Here is a 22362-nt window from a genome sequence, read left to right on the forward strand (position 1 = left end):
CTTACAGTCCGAGAATTCCACGGGTTTTGATCTTGTACAGCTCCACGTTTGGTTGATCAAAGGCATTGAGATTCAGAAGTTCTGCCACATACATAGTTTCGAGCATCCGCATACCCATGAAAAGTCCAAGCGAATACGGAAGCTCTTCAGTGAAAATCGTTGCTCGGTGTGACAGACCGCGCTCTTGATACGCTCCAATGACGCCGCCGTATATCGCAGTTGCGACTTCCTGCATATCGAACTTGCCGTACCGCTTGGCAAGACCCTTTTTGGGCACGCTGTAATTATCATCGTAGTCAAAGGTAACAAAATCTGTGTAGACTCCTGCAAATCCACTGAGATATAGTTGTCCAACTGAATGCAGCTCGGTTGGTGTCGAGATGGTTGGCACCACGCCTTTGGTGAATTTCTTACCACTACGATCTTTTTCTTTGCCAATACTTTCTGCGAAGAGCTGGCGGTACCAGGCGCCGAGCGTAGCGAGGCGCGGTTCAAATGCGAAGAAGTTGTAACTGCGATAGTTCTTATTGAGATACACAGCGATTCTGGCAGCATTTTCCGCTACCACTGACTCGAACTCAAGGGTTGTCGCATCAAGCACACCAGAAATGAAGGCGTCGGTGTCATGTCCAAGTAACGCAAGCGGTACCAATCCAACTTCTGTCGCCACCGAATACCGACCACCAACGATCTCCGGCATCGCGACAGTTGTAACACCAAGCCGCTTCCCTGTTTTCATGAAGTCAGTGTCAGGATTGCCGATGAAAATTGTTTGCGCGTAGATCGCCTTCTTGAATTTTTGCTCTAGTGCATCGAGTAACACTCCAGCATTCACCAGCGTCTCAGCGGTGTTGCCAGATTTACTGATCACACAAACTGCAACTTTACTGGCCGAGCGAACTGACTTGAGTGATGCAAGTAGCATACTCATGTTGTGTACAGAAATTGTATCGAGTGAATGCAGTGTCACATTATCTTCACCAAGTGCTTCGTGAATGGCTTTAGTACCAAGATCAGACCCACCGATACCAACCAGCACCAGGTGTTGGATGCCCTTGAACTGCTTCTTGATCGTGTCGAGCGTGTCGTGCAAGTCTGGTTGCTGTGCATGCACGAGCGAATACTCGTTTGCTGCACTGTCGTTATGCTCTTTTACACTTTGTACGTGCGCGCGATACTTTTTTAATTTCTTAACTCCTCGGTCTATCGCAACAGGTGTCACAGCCTCGCGGTCAAAGTAAGAAAAATACATGGTTAGATCTGTCTGACGTTTTTAATCTTTTTAACTTCATTCGTAATATGCTTGAACGCTTCATCAACACTATCAACCATATGGAAGATCTGAAGATCCTCAGCGCTGATAGTCTGATGTTTTTTGAGAAGATCATTCTTGAAGAACTGCATGAGCGGCTCCCAATAGTCTCGTCCGTAGAGCACAACCGGGATCGGTTCGATCTTTTTGGTTTGGATGAGCGTTACGATTTCGAAGAATTCATCAAGTGTGCCGAAGCCACCTGGAAAATAGACATACACTTCTGATGCAAACGTGAGCATCACTTTGCGTGAAAAGAAGAACTCAAAGCTTTGTGACTGGGTGGTATACGGATTGAGCTTTTGTTCAAACGGAAGCTCGATATTAAGACCAACTGACTTACCGCCTACCTTAAAGGCGCCGACATTTGACGCCTCCATGATACCTGGTCCGCCACCTGAAATGATCGAGAAGCCTTTCTTTGCTAACTTTGCAGCCAACTCTTCAGCATCTTTGTAGTACTTATCTTCAGGATTGGTACGCGCACTGCCCCAGAAAGTCGCAGCGAGGCCGTGCTCACGTAAGAGCTCAAAGCCCTGCACAAACTCTGCCATAATGCGAAACACGCGCCATGATTGCACCGCGTCTCCATCAGCGCATTTTGGGTCTAGCAGCTCAGTTACAACACGTGACTGCTCTGCTCCCTTTTTAGTTTTGTTCCGTTTATTATTTCCAAACATGTTGGTATTGTACCACCATGAAACGGGCCGCGGCGAAGCCGCGGCCCGTGCAGTGGACAAAATCAGACTTCTACAACCAAGGTATCTCGTACTGATCAAACTCTGGCAGTAGTTTCTTGTCGTATAACAAACGCGATGTAACCTCCGCGTGGCAGAGCGCCCCGGTGAGTGCGTTGTGTGGGTCTGGCTCCGCTGGAATGCCGCAGTAATTGAGGACGGCGTCTAGGTTGAGCGCGCTTCGCTTTCGCTCTTTGTCAATTGGTGGCGTAAAACCAGCCTTGATCATATGCATCCAGCACATGGTATGTGTATCGAGTGTTCGATATGCCATGTCCCAATTCATGCCCGCACGCTCAACTCCGGCCTTCAACATATCGCGATCAAATGACACATTTTGGCCAGTCAGCGTCCGATCTTTGATCGGCTCTGACCAAGCCATGAAGTTTCGCACCAACTCAGCTTCGGTCATTTTATTTGGATCGGTCACCTCAGCTTCAGTAAAACCGTTCACCTCAAGCGCACCTTCCATAATATGTGCCCCATCCCATATCCGACACTCGCCATAGAAGCGATTGGTTGGATCGTCCATATCAATTGCACCAATAGAGACGATCGAGTGTTTTTCGTAGTTTGTGCCAGAGCCTTCAATGTCTAAAATAAGCATGGACATAGTATAGCAAAGTTGGCCGGCGCCTTCCTTTGGTCGATTTTTATGCTAGTCTTCTGACAGCATCACCAATACGGAGGTTCTTTACAGATGCGATTTGTACTACCAAACTCGATCCCTTGCGAATCAACCACATGGCATCGACTGCGTTCCCTGGTCGGGCAGGATGCGCTACGCCTCATTTCTGAGGAAGCATTTCATCAAGTGGTGCTGGCATATTCTGAACCGTGGCGTCAATATCATACCTTGGACCACATCACAAGCCTGCTCCAGGCCCTGCGATCCTTGCGAGACCTCAACCTGTCAGCAGACGAGATGACGGCGCTCCGCCTGGCCATTTTGTATCACGATGTCGTGTATAAAATAGGCAGAAGCAGTCCAGGCTTTAATGAGATATCAAGTGCACTACAGGCTCAAAATGATATTAGCTTTCGACGAGGTAGCCAAGATTACGAGATCATACGTATCGTTATAGAGTCAATTGAGGCAACTATTGATCACCGGTTAACTCTTGTGCACCAACATCGTCAAAAGGTTGCAGCTCTCATGATCGACCTTGACCTGGCCGGCCTCGGTGACACACCTGGGAAATTCGACCGTGCAAGCGAACTCGTCTGGCTAGAGCATCAGCCGGTATACACGCGTGATGAGTTTGATGCTGGTCGGTCAAAATGGGCCGCTGGATTTCTCGCGCGAGACAAGATCTTTCAGACTGAATACTTCCAGCATCTGGAGGCACGAGCACGTGCCAATCTGGAACGACTGGTGTAACAGCACATCGGCCGGATCCCTAAAGGGATCCGGCCATTTTCTATTACAGACCCGGGCAGTTGGCGGCCGGCGTGTAGCCGGCCGCCTCGGCAAGTGCAAAAGATTCAAAATACACTTTATTTTCTTCCTTGATCTGCGCCACTCCAGGACAATCAAGCAAATGATACTTAGTGCCAGAACGAGACGCGACCACCTGGGTGGTGCTTTGAGTAGATTCAGTGACAATCTCAGTCATAGGAGGTGCCTCAGAGAAGATAACTCCCGCGGCCGGCGAAGCCGGCCGCAACTCCCCTGCTACCGAGCGCTGACCTAACCCAAAAGAAACAATACCCACCAGTATCAAAAGTGTTACAAAATAAAGGCTATCATCGGCCAACCAGGACTTGAGTTTTTCGTTCATATATCGTATACTCTTCGCCGTTACATAATACCATTTATTCAATAATCGTATGGCAACCAAAAAAGCTGGCGGAACCGCCAAAAACCTGCGCGATTCACAACCAAAATACCTTGGAGTGAAGCGCGCAGACGGTCAAATGGTGAAGACCGGCGAAATCATCGTCCGCCAGCGCGGCACCAAAATTGAAGCTGGTAAGGGTGTAAAGGCTGGAAAAGACCACACACTCTTTGCAATGATCGACGGTGTCGTATCATTCCGAAACATGCGAAAGACTGACTTCACTGGCAAGACCAAGACTAAGAAGGCAGTAGACGTACTCCAGGCAGCGTAAGTTGCATAAAAAGAAAGGCCGGGCGCTTCGCGCCCGGCCTTTCTTTTTATTTAGTTCCGTCGGATCGTAGCAGATTCGATCACCACATCTTCAAGCGGTAGATCGTTCATATTGGTCTCCACATGTCCGATCGCATCAACCACATCCATACCGGCCACAACCTGACCAAATACTGGATGCTTCGAGGTTAGCGGCGGTTTATCAAAGTCGAGATTGGTGTTGTCTACGAGATTGATAAAGAACTGACTCCCACCTGAGTTTGGACCACTATTTGCCATTGAGATAGTCCCGCGCACATTGGTGAGATGATCACCCTTAATGTGTTCATCTGGGATCGCGTAGCCTGGTCCACCAGTACCATATCGCAACACTTCATTCGTCTTCGTGATCGGGTCACCACCCTGGACCATAAAGCCATCGATCACCCGGTGGAACTTGATACCATCGTAGTACCCTTCTTCTACCAACTTCGCAAAGTTACCAGCCGTGATTGGCATGTAATCTTCAAAGAGTTCGATCTCGATCGTCCCCATGTTTGTGTTTAAAACTGCAACAGGATTCATATCATTATCAATATCTACATCATACGCCTTAAGCGCTTCAGCTTTAAGCGGTGCTGACAATTCATCTTCGCCAGTAAGCTTGATCTCTGCCGAATTAGTACCCATGTTCATCAAATACAGAATACCACCGACGAGCACAGCACATACGACCAACAGGATGATCACTGGCTTTGCTTGCTCAAAGAGCTGACTGTTCTTCATGATGTTACTTCTTAATTACTTCAATGGTAAATGTTCCCTTTTCAGCACCAGTGGCAAGACCAACGGTATGCTGCCCGAGCTCCTTGATCGGTGTACTGATGGTGATCATTGCAGCATCAATACTGACACCCGCTGCCTCAGCAGCTGCGACGATCTCTTTCTCATGCACCGCCTGGAAGAGATGATCTTGCTCATTTGCATCAGCCGCCACTTGTAGCGTAGTCGCACTAAGTGCCTCAAGTGCTTTTGCAAATCGCTCACTTCCGGCCGCCACTCCTTGTGCGACCTGTGCCTGTTGTCGCTCAATTCGCTTAAGATTAGCTGTGGTTGCTGGCTCTGCCATACGCTTTGGAATAAGCTGATTGAGTGCGTACCCATCTGGCACCTCTACGATCTGTGATCGACGACCGATCTTTGCTACATCTTGAAGAAGAATTACTTTCATACGGTTATATTAGTTACAAAAGGATGTACGAAACTGTACATAGTGCAGGCATCATACCAAAAGTAGCCTTTATTCTCCAGTCTCTGTTGAACTGGCAGACTTGTCGGCAGCCACTTGGTCTTCGTAGGTCTCGCTGACCACCTCTTCGCCGGCGAGGAACCGCACAGCAGCATCTTTTTGAGGATCCTCGCCGGCGAGACGCTGCGCTGGCGTGCGATTGATCACGATGTTTGGAGTAAGGCCACCATCTGATATAGAGGTGCCATTTGGTGTCAGCCAGCGGGCAATGGTCACCTTAAGCGAAGAACCCTCATCAAGCTTCACTAGCTCCTGTACAGAACCTTTACCAAAAGTCTGCGACCCCATCACCGTTGCTACGCCATGATCTTGGAGCGCACCAGCCAAGATCTCTGCCGCAGACGCAGAGCCATTATCTACCAATACCACGAGATGCTCAGGATCAAAGAGTTGTACTTGTTTACCTCGACTTCGGAAAACTTCGTCATCGGTGCCAAAACTGACCTGCTCGCGTACCACTACCTTACCTGCTGGCAAGAAGTAACTTGCAATACCAACAGCGCCCTGCAAGAAACCACCCGGATTACCACGTAGATCGAGCACTAGATTCTCAACTCCACTCTTTTGGTACTCACGAAGTGCGTTAAACACTTGTTCCTCAGCGATCGCATTGAAGCTGTAGAGTGCAATGATGAACGTATCATCGATCTGTTCTGTCTTCACAGTCGGAATATCGATCGTGTCACGAACGATCGGGATCTCAATGAATTCCATTTCGCCTTCACGGTACATCTTAAGCACCACCTCGGTGCCACGTTCACCACGGATCAGTTTTACCGCCGCATCAACACCCATATCTTCGGTCGACTTGCCATCGATCTCAACAACCACATCCCCTGCCAAAACTCCCGCTCGCTCAGCTGGTGTATCTGGAAGTGGCGCAATCACTGTCACGAATCCATTACGCAAACCAACTTCCATTCCAACACCACTGAAATTGCCTGAAATATTTTCATTGAATGCCTCTGCTTCGGTTGGCGGTAAGTACACTGTGTACGGATCGCCGTATGAATCAACTAAGCCTTCGATCGCACCCTGTACTCGATCTTTCGCAGACACCTTGGTAGTACTTCCTGACACAAACTTCTCTTCAAGTAAGTCCCACACTCGCCAAAATTCTGTGAGATCTGGCTCACCCTCTGTTGTCTCAGTAGCAGGCTCATGCGATAAGAAACTAAACAAACCAGCCGTCTGCGTATCACCGACTGACAAACCCTTCCCTAACTGAATACCTGAAATAAACGCACCAGCGGCAAACACAAAAGCTAACGTGATCGCTAGACCAACCTTCCAGCCTGGCCCAGTATTGTACGTGGCGTTAGAAAGCTCTTCTTCTGACATTCCAAGCATTATCGCACAGACTGCTCGGCAAACCAAAACAACCCCTGTCTAAAACTTACCTGGTACCGGAATAAAAGCTTTTCTGATACACTACGGAAACATATTTGCTTATGTTTTCTAGTTTATTTGGCCGTAACACCCCCGTTCACATGCGCGACATCACGTTGTATAACACCGAATCAGGTGAGCCTGAGATCTTTGTTCCTTTAAGTGACAAGGAAGTAAAGATGTACAGTTGTGGGCCAACCGTCTACGACTACGCGCATGTAGGTAATCTCCGCTCGTATGTATTTGCCGATATCCTCAAGCGTGTCTTGATCCGCAATGGCTATATTGTGAAGCATACGATCAACTTCACCGACTTTGGTCACCTGACTGACGACGGTGATGCTGGTGAAGACAAAATGATGAAGGGTCTCAAGCGTGAAGGCCTCCCGGTGACACTCGATGCCATGCGACAGTTGTCTGACCGCTACATCAAGGCATTCAAAGATGATTTTGATGAACTCCGCATCATGCCACCAGATACCTGGGCGCGTGCCAGCGAGTATGTCAACAAGCAGATCAGTTTGATCAAGACGCTTGATGAAAAAGGCTTTACGTATGAAACAAGTGACGGATTGTATTTTGATATCTCAAAATTCCCTACCTATGGCCGACTTGGCAAGATCAATCTCAAGAAACTAAAAAGCGGTGCTCGGGTGGAAGTGAATACTGAAAAGAAGCATCCGGCTGACTTCGCGGTTTGGAAGAAAAGTGAACTTGGTTGGGATAGCAAATGGGGCAAAGGTTTCCCAGGCTGGCACGTTGAGTGTTCTGCCATGGCAATGGACACACTTGGTAAGCAGATCGATATCCACACTGGTGGCATCGATCACATCCCTGTCCACCACAACGCTGAGATCTGCCAGAGTGAAGCCGCCACCGGCAAGCAGTTTGTGAAGTACTGGATGCACAATGCATTTATCACGATTGATAGCACCAAGATCGCAAAATCTCTTGGCAATTCCATCACTATGCGACACTTACGCGACCGCGGCTTTTCGGGTGATGATTACCGCTACTGGCTCCTCACCGCGCACTATCGCTCCCCTGCTAACTTCTCCTGGGAAGCGCTCAAGGCTGCCAAGCAAGCACTCTTCCGCTTGAAGCGCTATGTATACGAGGAATTCAAACAAAAGACAGCAACACCCGACCAAACCTACCTCGACCGCTTTGACACCTGCCTCGCCAACGACCTCGACACCCCAGGTGCGATCGCGACCCTCTGGGATATGGTGAACGACAAGAAGCTCGATGCGAAAGTAAAGTGCGGCACGCTCATGTCAATGGACGAAGTACTCGATATTGGTCTTTCTGATGATCTCTATGACGGCCAGCGTTCACTTGGCGTCGTTGCTCATGACGATCTGCCAGAAAAAATTCAGGCCCTTATCGACGAACGCGAAGCCGCCCGCATCGCTCGCAACTGGGAAATGGCCGATGCGCTCCGCGATAAGCTCAAGCTCGAAGGCTATGAACTTGAAGATACTCCGCTTGGCCCGAAGGTGACGAAAGTGTAACAGATCACATAAAAACGCGGCGGCCCGAAGGGCCGCCGCGCTTTTACACAACTAACAACCACCACCTGTGCTCGTAGACATAAGATAACCGATACCGATACAGGCCAATATGAACAATGGAGTAAAGGCCATTTTAAACAAATGCACTGATTGCTGTTTTCTTGCCCACTTATACAATCCGGCAAACAAAAAGAGCAGGCTGACAACAATTACAAACATGTTGAATGCCTTCCAGTACTGAAAGACGAAAAAGTAACTCGGCAAACAGAGCACCCCACCGACATCTCCTGAATACTGATGTGAAACATGGGTCTTTTGCAGAAATACATACAGCACCGCAAAAAACACTTCCATGAAGAAGACAACACCATAGCAGACCACCCTCCCCTTCGACATACTATCTGACTTCAGTGCTTGATTCATGTCTTATTTAATTTTAAAAATAGCACGCGAATTACTTCTTTTCGTACACGGCTGTGCACAAGACAGATCTTCTGCACCTAATCTATACAGGAGACATCGCAGGTTGTACTCGTCAGCATTTGGAGCACAGCCCATATGACAATTGAGAAAGCAACAGTGAGTGGTCCGGTTTTCAGGTGAGCACCTGCTGGTCGCCTACGTAGCAACAAATGATGTGGAAGGAGAACGAACCTTGCCTTAACAAAGCGCAATGGTAAAACCCAGGAGATGATTATTGAAACAATGTAGAGGAGTGACACTAAAACGGTTTCATTCATAATTTAAATGAGAGTGACGGAATTGATAAAGAATACATTGAACACAAACCACCACACTACAACGATCACAAAAGATATCAAAAAGTAAAGCAGGTATTTGTTTTTAAGCTGTTTATCCTTCCACCATCTGTACAACCAAGCAAGCAAAAGTGGTAAACAAATACCATACGTGAGAAACGGTATTACATATGAATTTATGAAAAATACAACAAGGACCGTTACACTCATGTTTCGAGTCTAGCACGCAACTTATCCCCTCTTTCCACACTATGCACAATTTGCATACAGAGCAGTCAAGCAACGTTGCGTGATAGAATGCCCTTACTATGTCCGTTGAGCACAATCGAGCACTGCGCACACCTCCAAGCAACATCGACGCTGAAAAGGCGCTCCTTGGTGCGATTATTCTCAAACCTGACGTGATGCACGACATCTCGGTCACCATTTGGCCGGAGAGTTTCTATGCTGACAAGCACGCGAAGATCTTTCAGGCGATCTCAGCGATCTTTTCTGGCGGTGATCCGATCGATACGGTGTCGGTCGTCACAAAGCTGAAAGACATGAACCAACTCGACCGAGTCGGCGGTGCATCATACATCACCGAACTGATCGAAACCGTACCTGCTGCTGGCAACGCCATGTACTACGCCAACCAAGTACAGAACAAAGCCACGCTGCGCAACCTCATTCACGCTGCCGATGATATCGCCGAGATCGGCTACTCCGATCCAGAGACGGTCGACGAAGCACTCGACCAAGCAGAGAAAAAGATCTTTCAGGCTACCCAGGCTCCATCAGCGCAGAAGTTTCGTCCGATCGGCAGCGCTCTGACCGAGGCTTGGGAGCGCTTCGAGCACCTGGCTGAAAACCCGCAAGACAAGCGCGGTGTTCCGTCTGGCTTTACCGCCCTTGATAATCTCCTCGCTGGCTTCCAGAAGTCTGACCTCGTGATCCTGGCCGCCCGACCTTCGATGGGTAAGACTACATTTGCGCTCGACCTGGCTCGCAACGCTGCCCTTCTACACGGCGCATCAGTCGGTATCTTTTCGCTTGAAATGTCCGACCAGCAGCTCGTCGATCGTATGCTCGCAGCCGAGGCGGGAGTAGACTCATGGAAACTCCGCACTGGCCGCCTCTCCAATGACTCAGAATACGAAGCCCTGCAAGGAGCAATGACCAAGCTTGCCAAAGCCCCGATCCACATCATCGACGAGGCGGCCATGAATATCGTAAAGATGCGTTCTGCTGCTCGCCGACTCAAAAACGAACACGGACTCGACATGCTCATCGTGGACTATCTCCAGCTCATGTCCCCTACTCTCACGAAGGGCTCCGACAGCATGGTGCAACAGATCACTGAAATTTCCCGCTCACTCAAGATACTCGCGAAGGAAATGGAGATTCCGGTCATCGCTCTCTCGCAGCTTTCGCGTGCCGTGGAGCAGCGTGGCGGTAAGCCACGTCTCTCTGACCTCCGTGACTCTGGTTCTATTGAACAGGACGCCGACGTGGTGATGTTCATCCACCGCGAGGACAAAATGAACAAAGACAAAGAAGCTGAGCGACCAAACATCGCCGAGATCCTCGTCGAGAAGCACCGTAACGGTGCCGTTGGCATGGCTGAGCTGTACTTCGACGGCCAACACGTCCGCTTTCTCAACCTCGATACACACCACGCCGCAGCGCCAGGTGGCGGCGATGATTTCTAGTTGACAATTATTAAACTAGTGATACTTTGAGTTTTGGAGTTAGAACATCCGGACAGGAGGACTGATGGTTACCTTTCACGTCTTTGCCTTACATCAGGGTCTTTTTGATAACAGACTCTTCACTTTCTGGTACATCCACGATAGAGAAAAGCATGTTCAACAAAACAGAAGCGGGCTGCAGCTAAGTTGCCTGCGAATCGCTCTAGAAATCAAAAAACACGGAATCACCGAATTCAAACTCAAGCTGTACGGAGATATCAAACCATACACCGATGAATATTCTGAATACGTGCAAAAACTTATCAGCTCATGACCAGAAAAAGCCGCAATATAAACGCGGCTTTTTTGTTTCCTTTTTGATACAATAGGCATTCATGAACAACCTCGACAAGCTCATCTCCCTCTTTGAATCCTTCCCGGGTGTCGGTGCGCGGCAAGCGAAGCGTTTTGCGTTTCATGTGCTCACCATGCCCGAAGCCGACTCAAAAGAGCTCTCGCGACTCGTAGCAGAGCTTAAAGGCAGTGTCGTAGAGTGTGTGAGCTGTCATCGCTTTTATGCTACCCAGCAAGGCGATACTTGCTCGATCTGCACCTCAGCCAATCGTGATCACAACCGTCTCCTGGTGGTAGAGCGCGATAGCGATGTGCAGGCGATTGAGCGCGCCGGCGTGTATGATGGACTGTATTTTATCCTCGGAGGCACCGCACCACTCCTCAACCAAGGCGAAAATACCAAGCTCCGCGCCGGCGCGCTCAAAGCTACCGTGGAGACTCGCCTCCCCGAAGGACTCTCCGAGATCATTCTCGGCTTCTCGATCAATCCAGACGGCGAGAATACAGCTCGCTTCGTCGAGTCAGTACTTGATCCGGTACTCGAAGGCACCGAAGTGAAGCTCTCCTATCTTGGTCGCGGCCTTTCTACCGGCAGCGAGCTCGAATACGCTGATCCAGAAACCATCAAGAACGCTCTCCAGAACCGCGCCTCACACACCTAACTACAAGCCATGTCGCGCCAGAAAATCATCCAAGAAAATGATGATGTGTTTGTGGACGATCTCTGTTAAGCGAGAGTTCTCAACCGAGACCCAATCATCAGGCGGCGTTCCTTGTTGCAACTCCCACCACGCTTCGACCTTTTCTGCGTCGGTCCCATCATAACCAGCCTCAACGATCTGGTCCTCTAGATACAACAAGAAACCTCTTCGCTCATTCTCAAACTGCTTCAGAAGCGCGACGTCTCTGTATATTCTCTCAAAGGCGTGATCTATCGCTCTAGATATATCTGACCCCTTCTCTGAACCTGATTCAATACTCATTTGATATTAGTATAACAAAAACCTCCCGTGTGGGAGGTTTTGTAGACTACTTACTTAATAGAGTCAATCTTGATCTCAGCGTAGTGCTGACGATGACCAATGCGTCGGTCGCGGTTACTCTTAGCCTTGTAGCGAACGATGGTCAATTTCTTGCCCTTCTTCTCGCCCAGGTAGGTAGCCTTCACCTTGGTACCAGTAGTTGGCGTACCGATCTTAGCTGATGAACCGTCGTCAGTCATGAGGACAGAGTCAAACTCGATCTTGTCGCCCTCCTGATGCTCACCAAGGAGTTCAACCAGCAAAGTATCGCCCTCGCGCACGACATACTGCTTCCCGCCAGTAGCGATCACAGCAAATGGTGCGGTGTTGGTTGTTTCTGTTGCCATATGTGGGCGCTATACTACAAGAAATAGTGCTTTTTTGCAATGCCTATACTGCAGGTAGCCCATTGACATTTACATATTTTTATGTATAATTTAAAAGTTACTTAAACCAGTTACTTGGAGACAGCTAGGATGAAAGAAATCCTCCTTGCGGTAATCGCGTTCATCATTTTTTGGTTGGCACAGAGGTCTACAATGTCGCACAGGAACTGCGAATCAGCAATGACCTCAAGGCGCAAGCCATGAACATCGACATCACTCCTATCCGGGAGAAGTATCCCGCTTTCGGTCTTGAAGACAAAAGCGAGTAACATACACCGCCGCGCCTTGCGACAGCTTGGCGCGGTTATTCAATATACAAGCACCCTCTTTGCTTTTCACTCCAAAACTGCTAAGGTTGCATATCTTACCTTGTGACCAACCGTAACTGAAAAGGAGGAAGATGTGAACCTTATCGTAAACTCAGGACCAACCACCAAGACTGACGCTGGCAGTGCGGCGTGTGACATTCACGGCAACACGCTCACTGCACAAACACCAGCCGGCACACTGCTCGACGCCGAAGTCAAGCTGCCCGGGATCACCGGAGAACGCAAGGAGTGGCGCCGCTTGGTCGTCAGGTTCTACGACCCGAACAAAGACGCTCTGTACACCCAGATCTACAGCCTGGTACCCGACGACATGATCGTCGAGTGATCACCCCGCCCCAGCTTCACGCTGGGGCTTTTTAAATATCGTCCTTTTGCGGCTTATCAAGCGTCAGCACGTCAACACCGATAGTTTCTCCTGTAATCCTGGTTACATCCTTATCGATCTTGTTTAGCTCCTTGTAGCCCGAGTTGTAGTGATTGACTGTCGTGGCCAGCGTATTACCGAGCTTTTGATAGAACTCTTCATAGCGTGCAATGTGCCCAGAAAGCTTCTCAACGTTCTTAATGATGTCTTGTGCTCGCTCCTCGATCTCAAGTGCCTTGAGGCCCTGCAGCACCGTCTGTAGATACGCCAGGAATGAAGTTGGCGATACTATGATGACTTTATACTTCCCGGCGGCGCGCTGGATAAGATTCTCCTCCCCCGCTCCAACCTTATTGGAAAGCAGATCATAGTAGATTCCTTCATGCGGAATAAACATAAACGCAAAGTCCGTGGTTTTTTCGGTCGGGCGGATGTACTTAGCAGTCTCAGTGATACGCAGCTTGAGGTCATTCACAAACGCCTTCTCAAACTGCACTTTCTCTGCGCCGTCGGCAGCTTCGGCAAAACGATTGTAGTTTTCGAGTGAAAACTTACTGTCGATCGGAATCACTTTCCCTTTCACAAACACCGCCGCATCGACGATCTCACCATCTTCAAAGGCGTACTGCATCTGGAAGCTCTCTGGCGGCAACACGTTCTGCAGCACCGTCTCAAGATAGTACTCGCCGAGAATCCCGCGCTGCTTTGGGTTCTTGAGAATATTCTGAAGCTCCTTAAGTTGATCGGCTACCTGAAAGACTTGCTTGGAACTTTCGCTCACTTCCGTCGTCTTCTGTACTACATTGCGGAGTTGTTCGTTCATTTCGCGGCTGATCTCCTGCATAAGTTCCTTACTGTCGCGAAATTGTAGCCGACTTCCCTCTTGCATAGCTTTGTTGGCTTCAGACAGACGGCTGTCCATCGTGCGCGACAACTCCTGCAGTTGCTGCTGCATCAGCAGCATACTCTCAGAATCTTCTTTCTTTTCTTCCTTCGGCTGTAACAGCTTGAACACCACAAATACATTCACGACCAGCAAAATAACTATCAGCGCAATCAAAACAATTTCCATATGAGGTACATAATACCATCTTTGTAAATTCATGATAAAATCGCTACATATGACATTACACGAACAGATCAAAAGCGAGCTAAAAGAAGCTCTCAAGGCTAAAGATCAAGTAAAACTCCGTACCGTACGCAGTATGCTTACTGCCTTTACGAACGAACTCGTTTCAAGCAGCCGCACCCCGCAGGATATGCTCAAAGACGACGAGGTCCTAGCAGTCATCAAGCGTCTCGCCAAGCAGCGCAAAGAGTCGATCGTGCAGTATGAGGAGAACAACCGCCCAGAACTTGCTGAACCAGAAAAAGAAGAACTCGTTGTATTAGAGAGTTATCTTCCTCAAATGATGAGTCAGGATGAAATTCGTCCGATCGTGGAAGCTAAAAAGGCTGAGCTCGGTATTGAAGACAAAAGCAAGATGGGAATGCTGGTGGGTGCTGTCATGAAGGAGCTCGCTGGCAAAGCAGACGGGGGTGATGTAAAAGCGGTAGTTGAGAGTCTTTTCTAACCACCAATCTATCTATGTCACACGAAAAACCAGTCGATCCATTGGAAGCTCTGAGACAACTACGAGAAAAAGTTGAAGCTAAAAAACACGAACGGCTTCCATCACGCTCATTTGAGTCTAATGGATACACCGTTACTGTCGAACTCAAAAAAGACGACACGAGAGTGGTCACCATGTACAAAGGCGGTCAAACATCCACCTTCAAGATCGATCAAAATGACTCATTCGAGTTCAACTCCCTGATTGGACTAGAAAATGAAGACATGCGGACCGAGAGCCCTGCCATGGCCAGGCAGCATTATGACGAATTCACTTCACTCCTTCAGAGCGGACAACTAGAAATAGTGACCAGCAGTGACGAAGAAGAATTTTAAAAAAACAATCACCCGCTCGGGTGATTGTTTTTTAGACGAGTATGACTATAATGCGCTCAGCGTTACGGAGGAACTGCCAATGGCCAAAACACGCGACTGGGAACGTCCGGCGCGTAACCGGCTGTTCCACCAATTGTACCTTGAGTATCAAGAGACTCTGATCAATAACAAGTACCTGCACGTTGACGCAGCAACGCACGAGACTGTTCGATTTTTGTTTGGTGGCGATACGATCACCTTTATTCGACAGTATGGATACGTACGCCAAACCACCTTTGGTGAGCGCGAACTTGAGTTTCTTGAGTGGTCATTTTTGAGACTACTCGCAGAAGAGCTCATGGAAGCGGTCTGGGCTGGTTACCGACCCGAACGCCGTGGTAAGCGAAGACGGATTCACTTGGTCACACTGACCGGGGACGATGACACCGACCATGCTGCTGAGTGCGCATACGTACGACTATTGCAAGTCTCCCGAGTCAAAACCATCTTCCTGGTCGGCGGTGATGAGGTAACATATGTGCGTGACCGAGGCTTTACAGATGAGACACTGCGTTTTGCAAGGGGACTTGATCGTAGCAATGAGCACTTTTACAGCACTCTTGCTACCGAACTCATGGAAGCGGTCACCAGAGGACACGACGAGACCAAACTAAATCGCAAGCCCAAACCTCGCAAGAAGCGGTTTCGACATAGCGTACCGATCCAAGGGAAGTTGTTCCTGTAGCGCCGCCAAAGTCTTGGCGGCGCTATTTACATGTGCTCTAAGAAATGTTTTAATCATTACGGCACAATAGTTCCCCAACGCAAACCAAAGGAGTTTTGCATGTCACAAAGCAATGTTGCACCGATCGCGCCACCGATCCAATCCTGGTCACTCGACCCAATAACCGCCACTCGCGCCACCGCCGGCGACTTAATGGCACTCATCGCCCACATGGATGGAAAGGTCTCGGTCATCCCGATCGAAGGCGGCACCAATGTCGCCATCTTCGCCGAAGACCCGATCGCCGCAGTCAAACTGGCCAACTGGATGAGACAGTACGTCCCGACCGCCACCGAGCGGTGGACCACCCTGGCAGCGATCTCTAACTGACGACCCCTCCCCCATGTGTCGTCAGGGCCGCGCGATAGCGCGGCCTTTTTATTTATGAAAATGTAGTAGCGTCTGCCACATCAAACTCTCCCACCTTGGTACGACGAAGATTTTGGAGCGTAGCAGGATAGTTAAGGCGGCGGCCGAGCTCCTCGGCAAGAGAACGAATGTACGTACCCGAACCGACCGCGAAGCGAATGGTCGCCACCGCTCGGCCGCCGCCGACTTCTACTCCCAGAAGCTCAGCTTCGTCCATTCGCATGGTACGAAATGGCACTTCGGTGACCACCTCCCCTTTCTGTTCAGCCTTGCGAGCACGCTTGTACATGGGCACACCATCCACTTTGATCGCGCTGTAGGCAGAGACAAGCAGCTCTAGTTCGCCGAGCATATCGGTGAGGGCGGCGGAAATTTTGCTCCGCAAAATTTCCGCCGCCTCAACCACCACTTTCTCCTCCATCACCTCCCCTTCTAAATCTCCCGTCGTCCGCCGCTCACCGAGACGCACCTCTGCTACATACTCTTTATCGAGCTTGGTGAGCTCAGTAAGCTGTTTAGTTCCTTTTCCAACTCCGAGTACCATCAAACCGGTTGCTAGCGGATCAAGTGTACCGGCGTGTCCCATTTTGGGTGCTTTTTCACCATTGTGAGTATCACTGTACATGCGACGCAAACGACGGATCACGTCAAACGACGTGATCCCTTTTGGTTTGTCTATGAGTAAAATTTCTGTACCCCAGTTCATCCTCACTCAATTGTGTCCGCGCCAAGCTGAATCATCTGTAAAATATTTTTTACTAGCCATGTCGGGATAATAGCTTAATGCAGCAGATATCCCTAAGATAAATAATAACAACAATATCCACACAGTAGCGATCTTTACTAACTTTAACCAGTCGTTCATACGTTCCCTACACAAACGCCATCAACTTCACCAAGAAGAAGCAGAAGAAGAGGAGCATTGCCATACCTTCCCAGCGTTGCACCTGTCGTGCGAGACCGTTTACAAAGAGAATCAGTGATGCTGCTACCATGATCCAAATACCAAGCCCCATCACAACCTCACCAGCATCAAGTGGTGCGATCAATCCAGGGATACCAGCCACCAGAAGAATATTAAACGCATTAGAACCAAAGATGTTTCCAATCGCAAGGTCGGTCTCGTTAGACTTGATGGCCTGTAGTGAAACAAAAAGCTCAGGTAGCGATGTACCGATAGCGATTGCTCCAATGGACACAAGACCAATTGGTACAGAAAGACCTGTCGCAATTTCTACCGCCATCTGCACTGTGTAATGTGCACCACCAAGGACTGCTGCAATCCCGAGAATAACAAACACAACAGACTTGACCGTAACTTTGTCATGACCATTCCTCACCTCCATTTCCTTCTTGGCTTTATTGCCTGAAGAAAAGAGATACCAGATGTACACACAGAGCGTACCTGTGAGCAGCCACGCTTCAATCTGATCAATCTTGCCATCCCAAATACTTGCGACGAAGTGTACTGTTGCGATAAAGAAGATCGGCAGCTCTGTCTGTAGAAGATTCTTATTGATCATCACTGGTCCGCCCATCATTGCAAGCACACCCACAATCAGGAGAATGTTTGTAATATTTGAACCAACTACGTTCGCAATTACGATCTCGCTCGTGTCTGCCAACACCGCAGCCAGTGAAGACGCCAGCTCAGGCAGTGATGTACCAAGCCCAACAATCAATACTCCAATTGCAAACGGACTCATACCAAACGCAGAACCAATCCGCTTCGCACCCTCAACAAAGAGATCTGCACCGCGAACCAGCACAAACAACGCTACCAGCAAAATTCCAACTGAAGGTAAAAGTGATACAAGCATATAGGAAAAGTATACCTTAGAGCACGAGTAGTGATGGATCGAATACGAGGACAGCGCCAAGCACAAGCATCAAGAGACCACCAATGAGCAGTGAAAGTTGTGCGTATTTCGCACCGTGAGACTGCAACTTACTATAACCCCAAATAGCGAGACCAAAGACGATCAGGTCGTCCACCATGTACCCAATGGTGTAAATGAGAATATACCACTGCCGTTCCATAAAGCTCAGCATATTGAGCTCAAGGATCTTCGTGTACGCCTGCGGAATACCGATCGAACATGCGAATTCAATGATGTTCACCGAAAATGCAATCACCAAAATAGCGAAGATAGACGCAATAGTGACTGGCTGATGCACGATCGCCTTGAATTTATCGATCGTCTTTGACTGTGTTTCGATATCAGTGATATCACACACCAGATCAGCTGAACGATTCTTATGCCAACGTGAAAGGAAGAAGAATCCACCTCCAAGCGCCAAAAGGCCCACAAATGGCGTTACATACTGATCAAGTGCGACAAAGTCCCAGGTCTTGTACCAAACGTTAAGGATCAGGTTGTACATGATCGCTTCCGCCAAGATGAAGATGCCGGCCAAGAAAACCATCTTCTTGCGGCTACCGGCCTGTGAGAGGATCACCAAGAAAGTGATAAGCACCCACATCGCACAGGGATTGAATCCATCGATCACCCCAAGAATCGCTGAGAGTGAGAAGAGTGAAAATGACTTTAGGTCGACAATACCGAAGAATGGGAGGTCAAATACATAGCCCATTTGCTCGCCAGCATCACACGATAAGCCAGTACAACCACCACCTATGATCACTTCCTGCTGCGGTGCTCGTTCGATATGATCTTGAATAGTCCTGATGTCTGAGTCGCGCGCTGCTTCGATCGCCAGCTGAATACTATGACCGGTCGTTGCTGGGCTATCAAAGCCACTAATGACACGCTCTCCCACCACCACAATTGGCGTCACCTTGGCCGTATCGTGCTTCTTTGCGACCTGGTCGTACCACTCGGCAGCTTGATCATCGGTCAGAATGTTTAAATACTCGTACCGAATCTCTGGCTCGGTCTGAATCCATTCAAACAACTTCTTACAAAAACCACAGTCGTCACGTCCAAAGATGTACACAACCGGTTCCTCTGCAACAACCTCTGACTCTGTTGTAGTTTGGGCGGCAGCGGTGCTACTAAATGCGCCGGCAAACAACAAGATAAACGCAAACGCGCTGGCAATGATCTGTTTCATAGATGCAATGCTACCACGAAAGCGGGGGGGCCGAAGGCCCCGCCCGCTTTACTCTACTTATTCAACATACTTCAAGAAATCCCCATACCCCTCTGCCTCCATTTGGTCCTTAGGAATGAAACGAAGAGCGGCGCCATTCATACAGTAGCGGAGTCCTGTACTCTCTCTTGGACCATCGGTAAAGACATGACCAAGATGGTTATCTGCAACAGCCGAGCGGATCTCGGTCCGAGGCATAAAGAGTTTATTATCCTCCCGCTCAGTGACAGCTTCTGGTGTGATCGGCCGCACAAATGAAGGCCACCCGCTGCCAGAGTCAAACTTATCTTTTGAAGAATAGAGCGGCTCACCGGAGAGGATATCGACATAGATACCCGGCTCATAATTCTTGTCGAGCGGACTCGTCCCAGCTCGCTCAGTCCCCTCTTCTTGCGTTACCTTGTACGTAAGTGGATCAAGCTGCTGCTCTAACTCATTCTCAGCTGGCTTCTTATAGTTGTCCCACATATAAGTTATATGATCAGTTTCGTTAGTTACTTGTACAGCGCTGGTCGACGTTGCTATTTCATATGAAGCCGGTGCTGATTGGGGCGCCGGCTCCGCCGGCGCCCCAACACCGAACCCGAAAAATGCCGCCACTGACACAAGAAATCCTTTAATAAAATCCATGTTAAGTAAACTTTACATTACTACATCATATACTACTTGCGCGTCAGAAAAATATTTCACCTATTCACTTCGGGCGTGTGCACATTGTATTTAGCTTGCACTGTCTGCAGCATCAAGACAGAATGACCAAGTCTGTCTATTGCTTTTAACTCTGAGATGCATTTCTTATACTCAGGGACCTGTTCAGCTACCAAACCCCAAAAATCTTCCCCGTGGTTTAAATGTGTTAAATGACACAACTCATGCACGATCACATAGTCGCAAAGATGGGGCGGCAAAAGGAGAAGCTTGTAGTTAAAGTTGAGATTTTTGAGTGATGTACAACTCCCCCAGCAGCGCCGCTGATTGCGAATGGAGACTCGATTCCACTTTAGCTGATAATGCTGATTAAAATACTCAAGGCGTGCGAGCACCAGCTCACGCGCCGCTTCTTTATTCTCAACATAATGCTTCGTAACACTGCCACTCCGTCTCCTACGTGCCACACGTTTTCTTCGCCACTTCCACATACTAAAACACGGCTTCTTTCACCTTTCCTTCCAGTTGATACTGCATACGGGCCAAACGAACGAGCACATAGTCATACTGTTCTCCAGCTTCCTCATATATAGGTTTCAGTTTCTCGACTCCGTGCGTATCCATCGCTGCATCAAGCACTTCACGCGCGAGACTCCAGTCGATATCAGTCGGTTCAAGCACTTTGATGTCTTCAGCAGTCAGATCACCGTCTTCAACCAGCCGCTCGATGTGTGACCAGATCGTCATCTCAGTTAGTTCTCGAGCCTTGGCAATATCGTGCACACTCTTCCCTTCGAGCAGCATGTCTTTCGTGACCGCATAGGTACTCTCTGCCTTGATCCGCTCACCCGCACTCCGTACCACACCCACTTCATCATCGTTCGGAACCTTACCGCCATGCGCCACCACAAACCGCTCATGCATATCAAGCACTTCTTTGTCTTCCATTTCGATAAATGCATCTTCTGCACTTTCCGACTCCATGTGGAATTTCTTATCTTGATCGACAATCTTCGGATCGACCTGGAGCGCATTTGGGTGCATCCCGATGATCTTCATACCTTCGAGCGAGCGCACCCGTGACAGTGCCACATAGCCCTGTCCGTACACAAACGCTTTGCTGAGATCGATCTCCGCTGCATCGAGCGACATTCCCTGACTTTTATGCACCGTGATCGCCCACGCGAGCCGGAGCGGTAGCTGCTCGATCGACGCCAATATCTTCTTGTCTTCAGCCAGTTCCCATGAAGTAGGCTTGATCAAGATCTCTCGTCCATCGAGAGTTTCAATCACCGGCATGTTTTCATCAAAGCGAATCACGCGCGCCAGCGTCCCGTTTACGTATCCAGCTTCAAAATTATTCTTCGTACACATCACCATCGCATCCTCCTTGAGGATCAGCGACTCTGGCGAGAGACAGTTCTTGGCGAGACCCTCCACCAGCTGCTTCCGGCCAGTTCCCTTCATGGTGTAGCGCTTGGCTCCACCGGGTAGCTTCGCGAGCTCGGCGGCGTTGACCGCGTCTACATCGGCATTATGTGTGTAAAGCCTTGTCGGCTCGATATGTTCGTACGCAATTTCTTTTTGTTCCTGAAGCAGCGTGTAGTGCTCTTCTTCGATCTCATTGCGACGGATTGAACCAAGGAGCCCCAGCAGCATTTCGTCTTCCTGGCGATGTTGCTCGGTGAGATAGCAAATGAGCGGCTTCATCGCTTGCCACGCCTTGCTCTCAAAGGCATAGACCATAATATCGCCCTGACGCGTCACCGGCGGCAACTGAAAGAAGTCGCCGATACACACCACCTGAATCCCCCCAAACGGCTCGCTACTCTGACGCACGGTGCGAAGGATCTGGTCGACCATATCGAGGCCGCGCCCATCGAGCATCGAGATCTCGTCGATCACAAGCACATGGGCTTTTTTCATCCGCTTTACGAGTCGCTCACGACCGGCTATCTGATCGAGGTCGTATGGTGTAAGCTCTCCCTTGATCCCGAACCCGCTCCAGGAATGGATCGTCATGCCGCCAATGTGTGTGGCAGCGATCCCCGTAGACGCCGTCACCGCCACATGAAGCCCCGCTGCTTCGAGCCACGCCACATACTGATTGATCACGTATGTCTTACCTGCCCCCGGCTCACCCGTAAGGAATACATTAGCTCCCGTTTTTAGAATATCTAACGCTCGATCTTGTGTCATAGGCGTAAGAATACCACGCGAGCAGAGTAATTGACCAAAGCAATTTTTACCGTATAGTGTCCGCAGATCGTACACATACTATAGGTA

The 22362-nt window shown here is 49.2% G+C and carries 28 protein-coding genes; 11 read left to right on the plus strand and 17 right to left on the minus strand.

From position 1 onward, the window contains the following. Position 1: 1 nt before the first annotated feature. From H6786_01635 to H6786_01645, 3 genes are all read right to left on the minus strand, one after another. A complete protein-coding gene (locus tag H6786_01635) occupies positions 2–1252 on the minus strand; it encodes a hypothetical protein (protein ID MCB9816073.1) in 1251 nt (416 codons plus the stop codon). Positions 1253–1254: 2 nt separating this feature from the next. Beyond that, the gene (locus H6786_01640) at positions 1255–1992 is read right to left on the minus strand and encodes a TIGR00730 family Rossman fold protein (GenBank protein ID MCB9816074.1); all 738 of its coding nucleotides are present in this window, start codon (positions 1990–1992) and stop codon (positions 1255–1257) included. Positions 1993–2062: 70 nt separating this feature from the next. Continuing rightward, positions 2063–2656, minus strand: a complete 594-nt coding sequence (locus H6786_01645) for a 3'-5' exonuclease (GenBank protein MCB9816075.1) — start codon at positions 2654–2656, stop codon at positions 2063–2065. A 93-nt stretch (positions 2657–2749) separates the two neighbouring features. Here H6786_01645 and H6786_01650 point away from each other — a divergent pair, with 93 nt between their 5' ends. Beyond that, the gene (locus tag H6786_01650) at positions 2750–3430 is read left to right on the plus strand and encodes a hypothetical protein (protein MCB9816076.1); all 681 of its coding nucleotides are present in this window, start codon (positions 2750–2752) and stop codon (positions 3428–3430) included. 43 nt (positions 3431–3473) lie between these two features. Here the strand turns inward: H6786_01650 and H6786_01655 are convergent, their stop codons facing one another. Continuing rightward, complete coding sequence (locus H6786_01655; GenBank protein ID MCB9816077.1) at positions 3474–3830, minus strand: hypothetical protein; 357 nt, start codon at positions 3828–3830, stop codon at positions 3474–3476. 49 nt (positions 3831–3879) lie between these two features. On the opposite strand from H6786_01655, the gene rpmA reads away from it, so the two are divergent. After that, a complete protein-coding gene (gene rpmA / locus H6786_01660) occupies positions 3880–4161 on the plus strand; it encodes a 50S ribosomal protein L27 (protein ID MCB9816078.1) in 282 nt (93 codons plus the stop codon). Between the two features lie 50 nt (positions 4162–4211). On the opposite strand, the gene H6786_01665 is transcribed toward rpmA, so the two are convergent. The 3 genes from H6786_01665 to H6786_01675 form a co-directional block, all read right to left on the minus strand. Further along, the gene (locus H6786_01665) at positions 4212–4724 is read right to left on the minus strand and encodes a peptidylprolyl isomerase (protein ID MCB9816079.1); all 513 of its coding nucleotides are present in this window, start codon (positions 4722–4724) and stop codon (positions 4212–4214) included. Positions 4725–4929: 205 nt separating this feature from the next. Continuing rightward, a complete protein-coding gene (gene rplI, locus H6786_01670; protein ID MCB9816080.1) occupies positions 4930–5370 on the minus strand; it encodes a 50S ribosomal protein L9 in 441 nt (146 codons plus the stop codon). Positions 5371–5439: 69 nt separating this feature from the next. Beyond that, a complete protein-coding gene (locus H6786_01675) occupies positions 5440–6789 on the minus strand; it encodes a S41 family peptidase (GenBank protein MCB9816081.1) in 1350 nt (449 codons plus the stop codon). 149 nt (positions 6790–6938) lie between these two features. On the opposite strand from H6786_01675, the gene H6786_01680 reads away from it, so the two are divergent. Further along, positions 6939–8351: a cysteine--tRNA ligase gene (locus H6786_01680; protein ID MCB9816082.1), complete on the plus strand. Its 1413-nt coding sequence runs from the start codon at positions 6939–6941 to the stop codon at positions 8349–8351. Positions 8352–8402: 51 nt separating this feature from the next. Here the strand turns inward: H6786_01680 and H6786_01685 are convergent, their stop codons facing one another. Continuing rightward, a complete protein-coding gene (locus H6786_01685) occupies positions 8403–8774 on the minus strand; it encodes a hypothetical protein (GenBank protein ID MCB9816083.1) in 372 nt (123 codons plus the stop codon). 643 nt (positions 8775–9417) lie between these two features. Between H6786_01685 and dnaB the strand changes: the two genes are divergently transcribed. Both dnaB and recR read left to right on the plus strand, forming a co-directional pair. Beyond that, positions 9418–10800 carry a replicative DNA helicase gene (gene dnaB / locus H6786_01690; GenBank protein ID MCB9816084.1) on the plus strand — a complete coding sequence of 461 codons (1383 nt, stop codon included), beginning with the start codon at positions 9418–9420 and terminating at the stop codon, positions 10798–10800. A 374-nt stretch (positions 10801–11174) separates the two neighbouring features. Next, positions 11175–11795: a recombination protein RecR gene (recR, locus tag H6786_01695; GenBank protein ID MCB9816085.1), complete on the plus strand. Its 621-nt coding sequence runs from the start codon at positions 11175–11177 to the stop codon at positions 11793–11795. Here the strand turns inward: recR and H6786_01700 are convergent, their stop codons facing one another. Both H6786_01700 and rplU read right to left on the minus strand, forming a co-directional pair. After that, complete coding sequence (locus tag H6786_01700; protein ID MCB9816086.1) at positions 11796–12116, minus strand: hypothetical protein; 321 nt, start codon at positions 12114–12116, stop codon at positions 11796–11798. Between the two features lie 50 nt (positions 12117–12166). Further along, positions 12167–12502 (minus strand): 50S ribosomal protein L21, encoded by a 336-nt coding sequence (gene rplU / locus H6786_01705; GenBank protein MCB9816087.1) that lies wholly within the window; start codon positions 12500–12502, stop codon positions 12167–12169. Between the two features lie 170 nt (positions 12503–12672). Here rplU and H6786_01710 point away from each other — a divergent pair, with 170 nt between their 5' ends. Both H6786_01710 and H6786_01715 read left to right on the plus strand, forming a co-directional pair. After that, positions 12673–12810 (plus strand): hypothetical protein, encoded by a 138-nt coding sequence (locus H6786_01710; protein ID MCB9816088.1) that lies wholly within the window; start codon positions 12673–12675, stop codon positions 12808–12810. A 133-nt stretch (positions 12811–12943) separates the two neighbouring features. After that, positions 12944–13195 carry a hypothetical protein gene (locus H6786_01715; protein MCB9816089.1) on the plus strand — a complete coding sequence of 84 codons (252 nt, stop codon included), beginning with the start codon at positions 12944–12946 and terminating at the stop codon, positions 13193–13195. A 31-nt stretch (positions 13196–13226) separates the two neighbouring features. On the opposite strand, the gene H6786_01720 is transcribed toward H6786_01715, so the two are convergent. Next, on the minus strand, positions 13227–14306 hold the full coding sequence (locus H6786_01720) for a DNA recombination protein RmuC (GenBank protein MCB9816090.1): 1080 nt from the start codon (positions 14304–14306) through the stop codon (positions 13227–13229). A gap of 49 nt (positions 14307–14355) precedes the next feature. Here H6786_01720 and H6786_01725 point away from each other — a divergent pair, with 49 nt between their 5' ends. From H6786_01725 to H6786_01740, 4 genes are all read left to right on the plus strand, one after another. Continuing rightward, positions 14356–14808, plus strand: a complete 453-nt coding sequence (locus H6786_01725) for a GatB/YqeY domain-containing protein (GenBank protein MCB9816091.1) — start codon at positions 14356–14358, stop codon at positions 14806–14808. 14 nt (positions 14809–14822) lie between these two features. Then, positions 14823–15182: a hypothetical protein gene (locus H6786_01730; protein ID MCB9816092.1), complete on the plus strand. Its 360-nt coding sequence runs from the start codon at positions 14823–14825 to the stop codon at positions 15180–15182. A 79-nt stretch (positions 15183–15261) separates the two neighbouring features. Next, positions 15262–15906 (plus strand): hypothetical protein, encoded by a 645-nt coding sequence (locus H6786_01735; protein ID MCB9816093.1) that lies wholly within the window; start codon positions 15262–15264, stop codon positions 15904–15906. Positions 15907–16005: 99 nt separating this feature from the next. Beyond that, on the plus strand, positions 16006–16275 hold the full coding sequence (locus tag H6786_01740; protein ID MCB9816094.1) for a hypothetical protein: 270 nt from the start codon (positions 16006–16008) through the stop codon (positions 16273–16275). Between the two features lie 52 nt (positions 16276–16327). Here the strand turns inward: H6786_01740 and truB are convergent, their stop codons facing one another. The 6 genes from truB to H6786_01770 all read right to left on the minus strand — a co-directional run bounded on the left by truB (position 16328) and on the right by H6786_01770 (position 22275). Further along, positions 16328–17020 carry a tRNA pseudouridine(55) synthase TruB gene (truB, locus tag H6786_01745; GenBank protein ID MCB9816095.1) on the minus strand — a complete coding sequence of 231 codons (693 nt, stop codon included), beginning with the start codon at positions 17018–17020 and terminating at the stop codon, positions 16328–16330. A 166-nt stretch (positions 17021–17186) separates the two neighbouring features. Then, the gene (locus tag H6786_01750; protein ID MCB9816096.1) at positions 17187–18134 is read right to left on the minus strand and encodes a calcium/sodium antiporter; all 948 of its coding nucleotides are present in this window, start codon (positions 18132–18134) and stop codon (positions 17187–17189) included. A gap of 16 nt (positions 18135–18150) precedes the next feature. After that, a complete protein-coding gene (locus H6786_01755; protein MCB9816097.1) occupies positions 18151–19389 on the minus strand; it encodes a glutaredoxin in 1239 nt (412 codons plus the stop codon). A 57-nt stretch (positions 19390–19446) separates the two neighbouring features. Then, entirely contained in the window at positions 19447–19896 is a 450-nt protein-coding gene (gene msrB, locus H6786_01760) for a peptide-methionine (R)-S-oxide reductase MsrB (GenBank protein MCB9816098.1), read from the minus strand. 218 nt (positions 19897–20114) lie between these two features. Beyond that, positions 20115–20543, minus strand: coding sequence for a M48 family metallopeptidase (locus H6786_01765; GenBank protein ID MCB9816099.1), 429 nt, complete (start codon positions 20541–20543; stop codon positions 20115–20117). Positions 20544–20568: 25 nt separating this feature from the next. Next, positions 20569–22275, minus strand: a complete 1707-nt coding sequence (locus H6786_01770) for an AAA family ATPase (GenBank protein MCB9816100.1) — start codon at positions 22273–22275, stop codon at positions 20569–20571. Positions 22276–22362 lie beyond the last annotated feature (87 nt).

The organism is Candidatus Nomurabacteria bacterium (assembly GCA_020632075.1).
GTDB lineage: Bacteria > Patescibacteriota > Minisyncoccia > Phycocordibacterales > UBA918 > OLB19.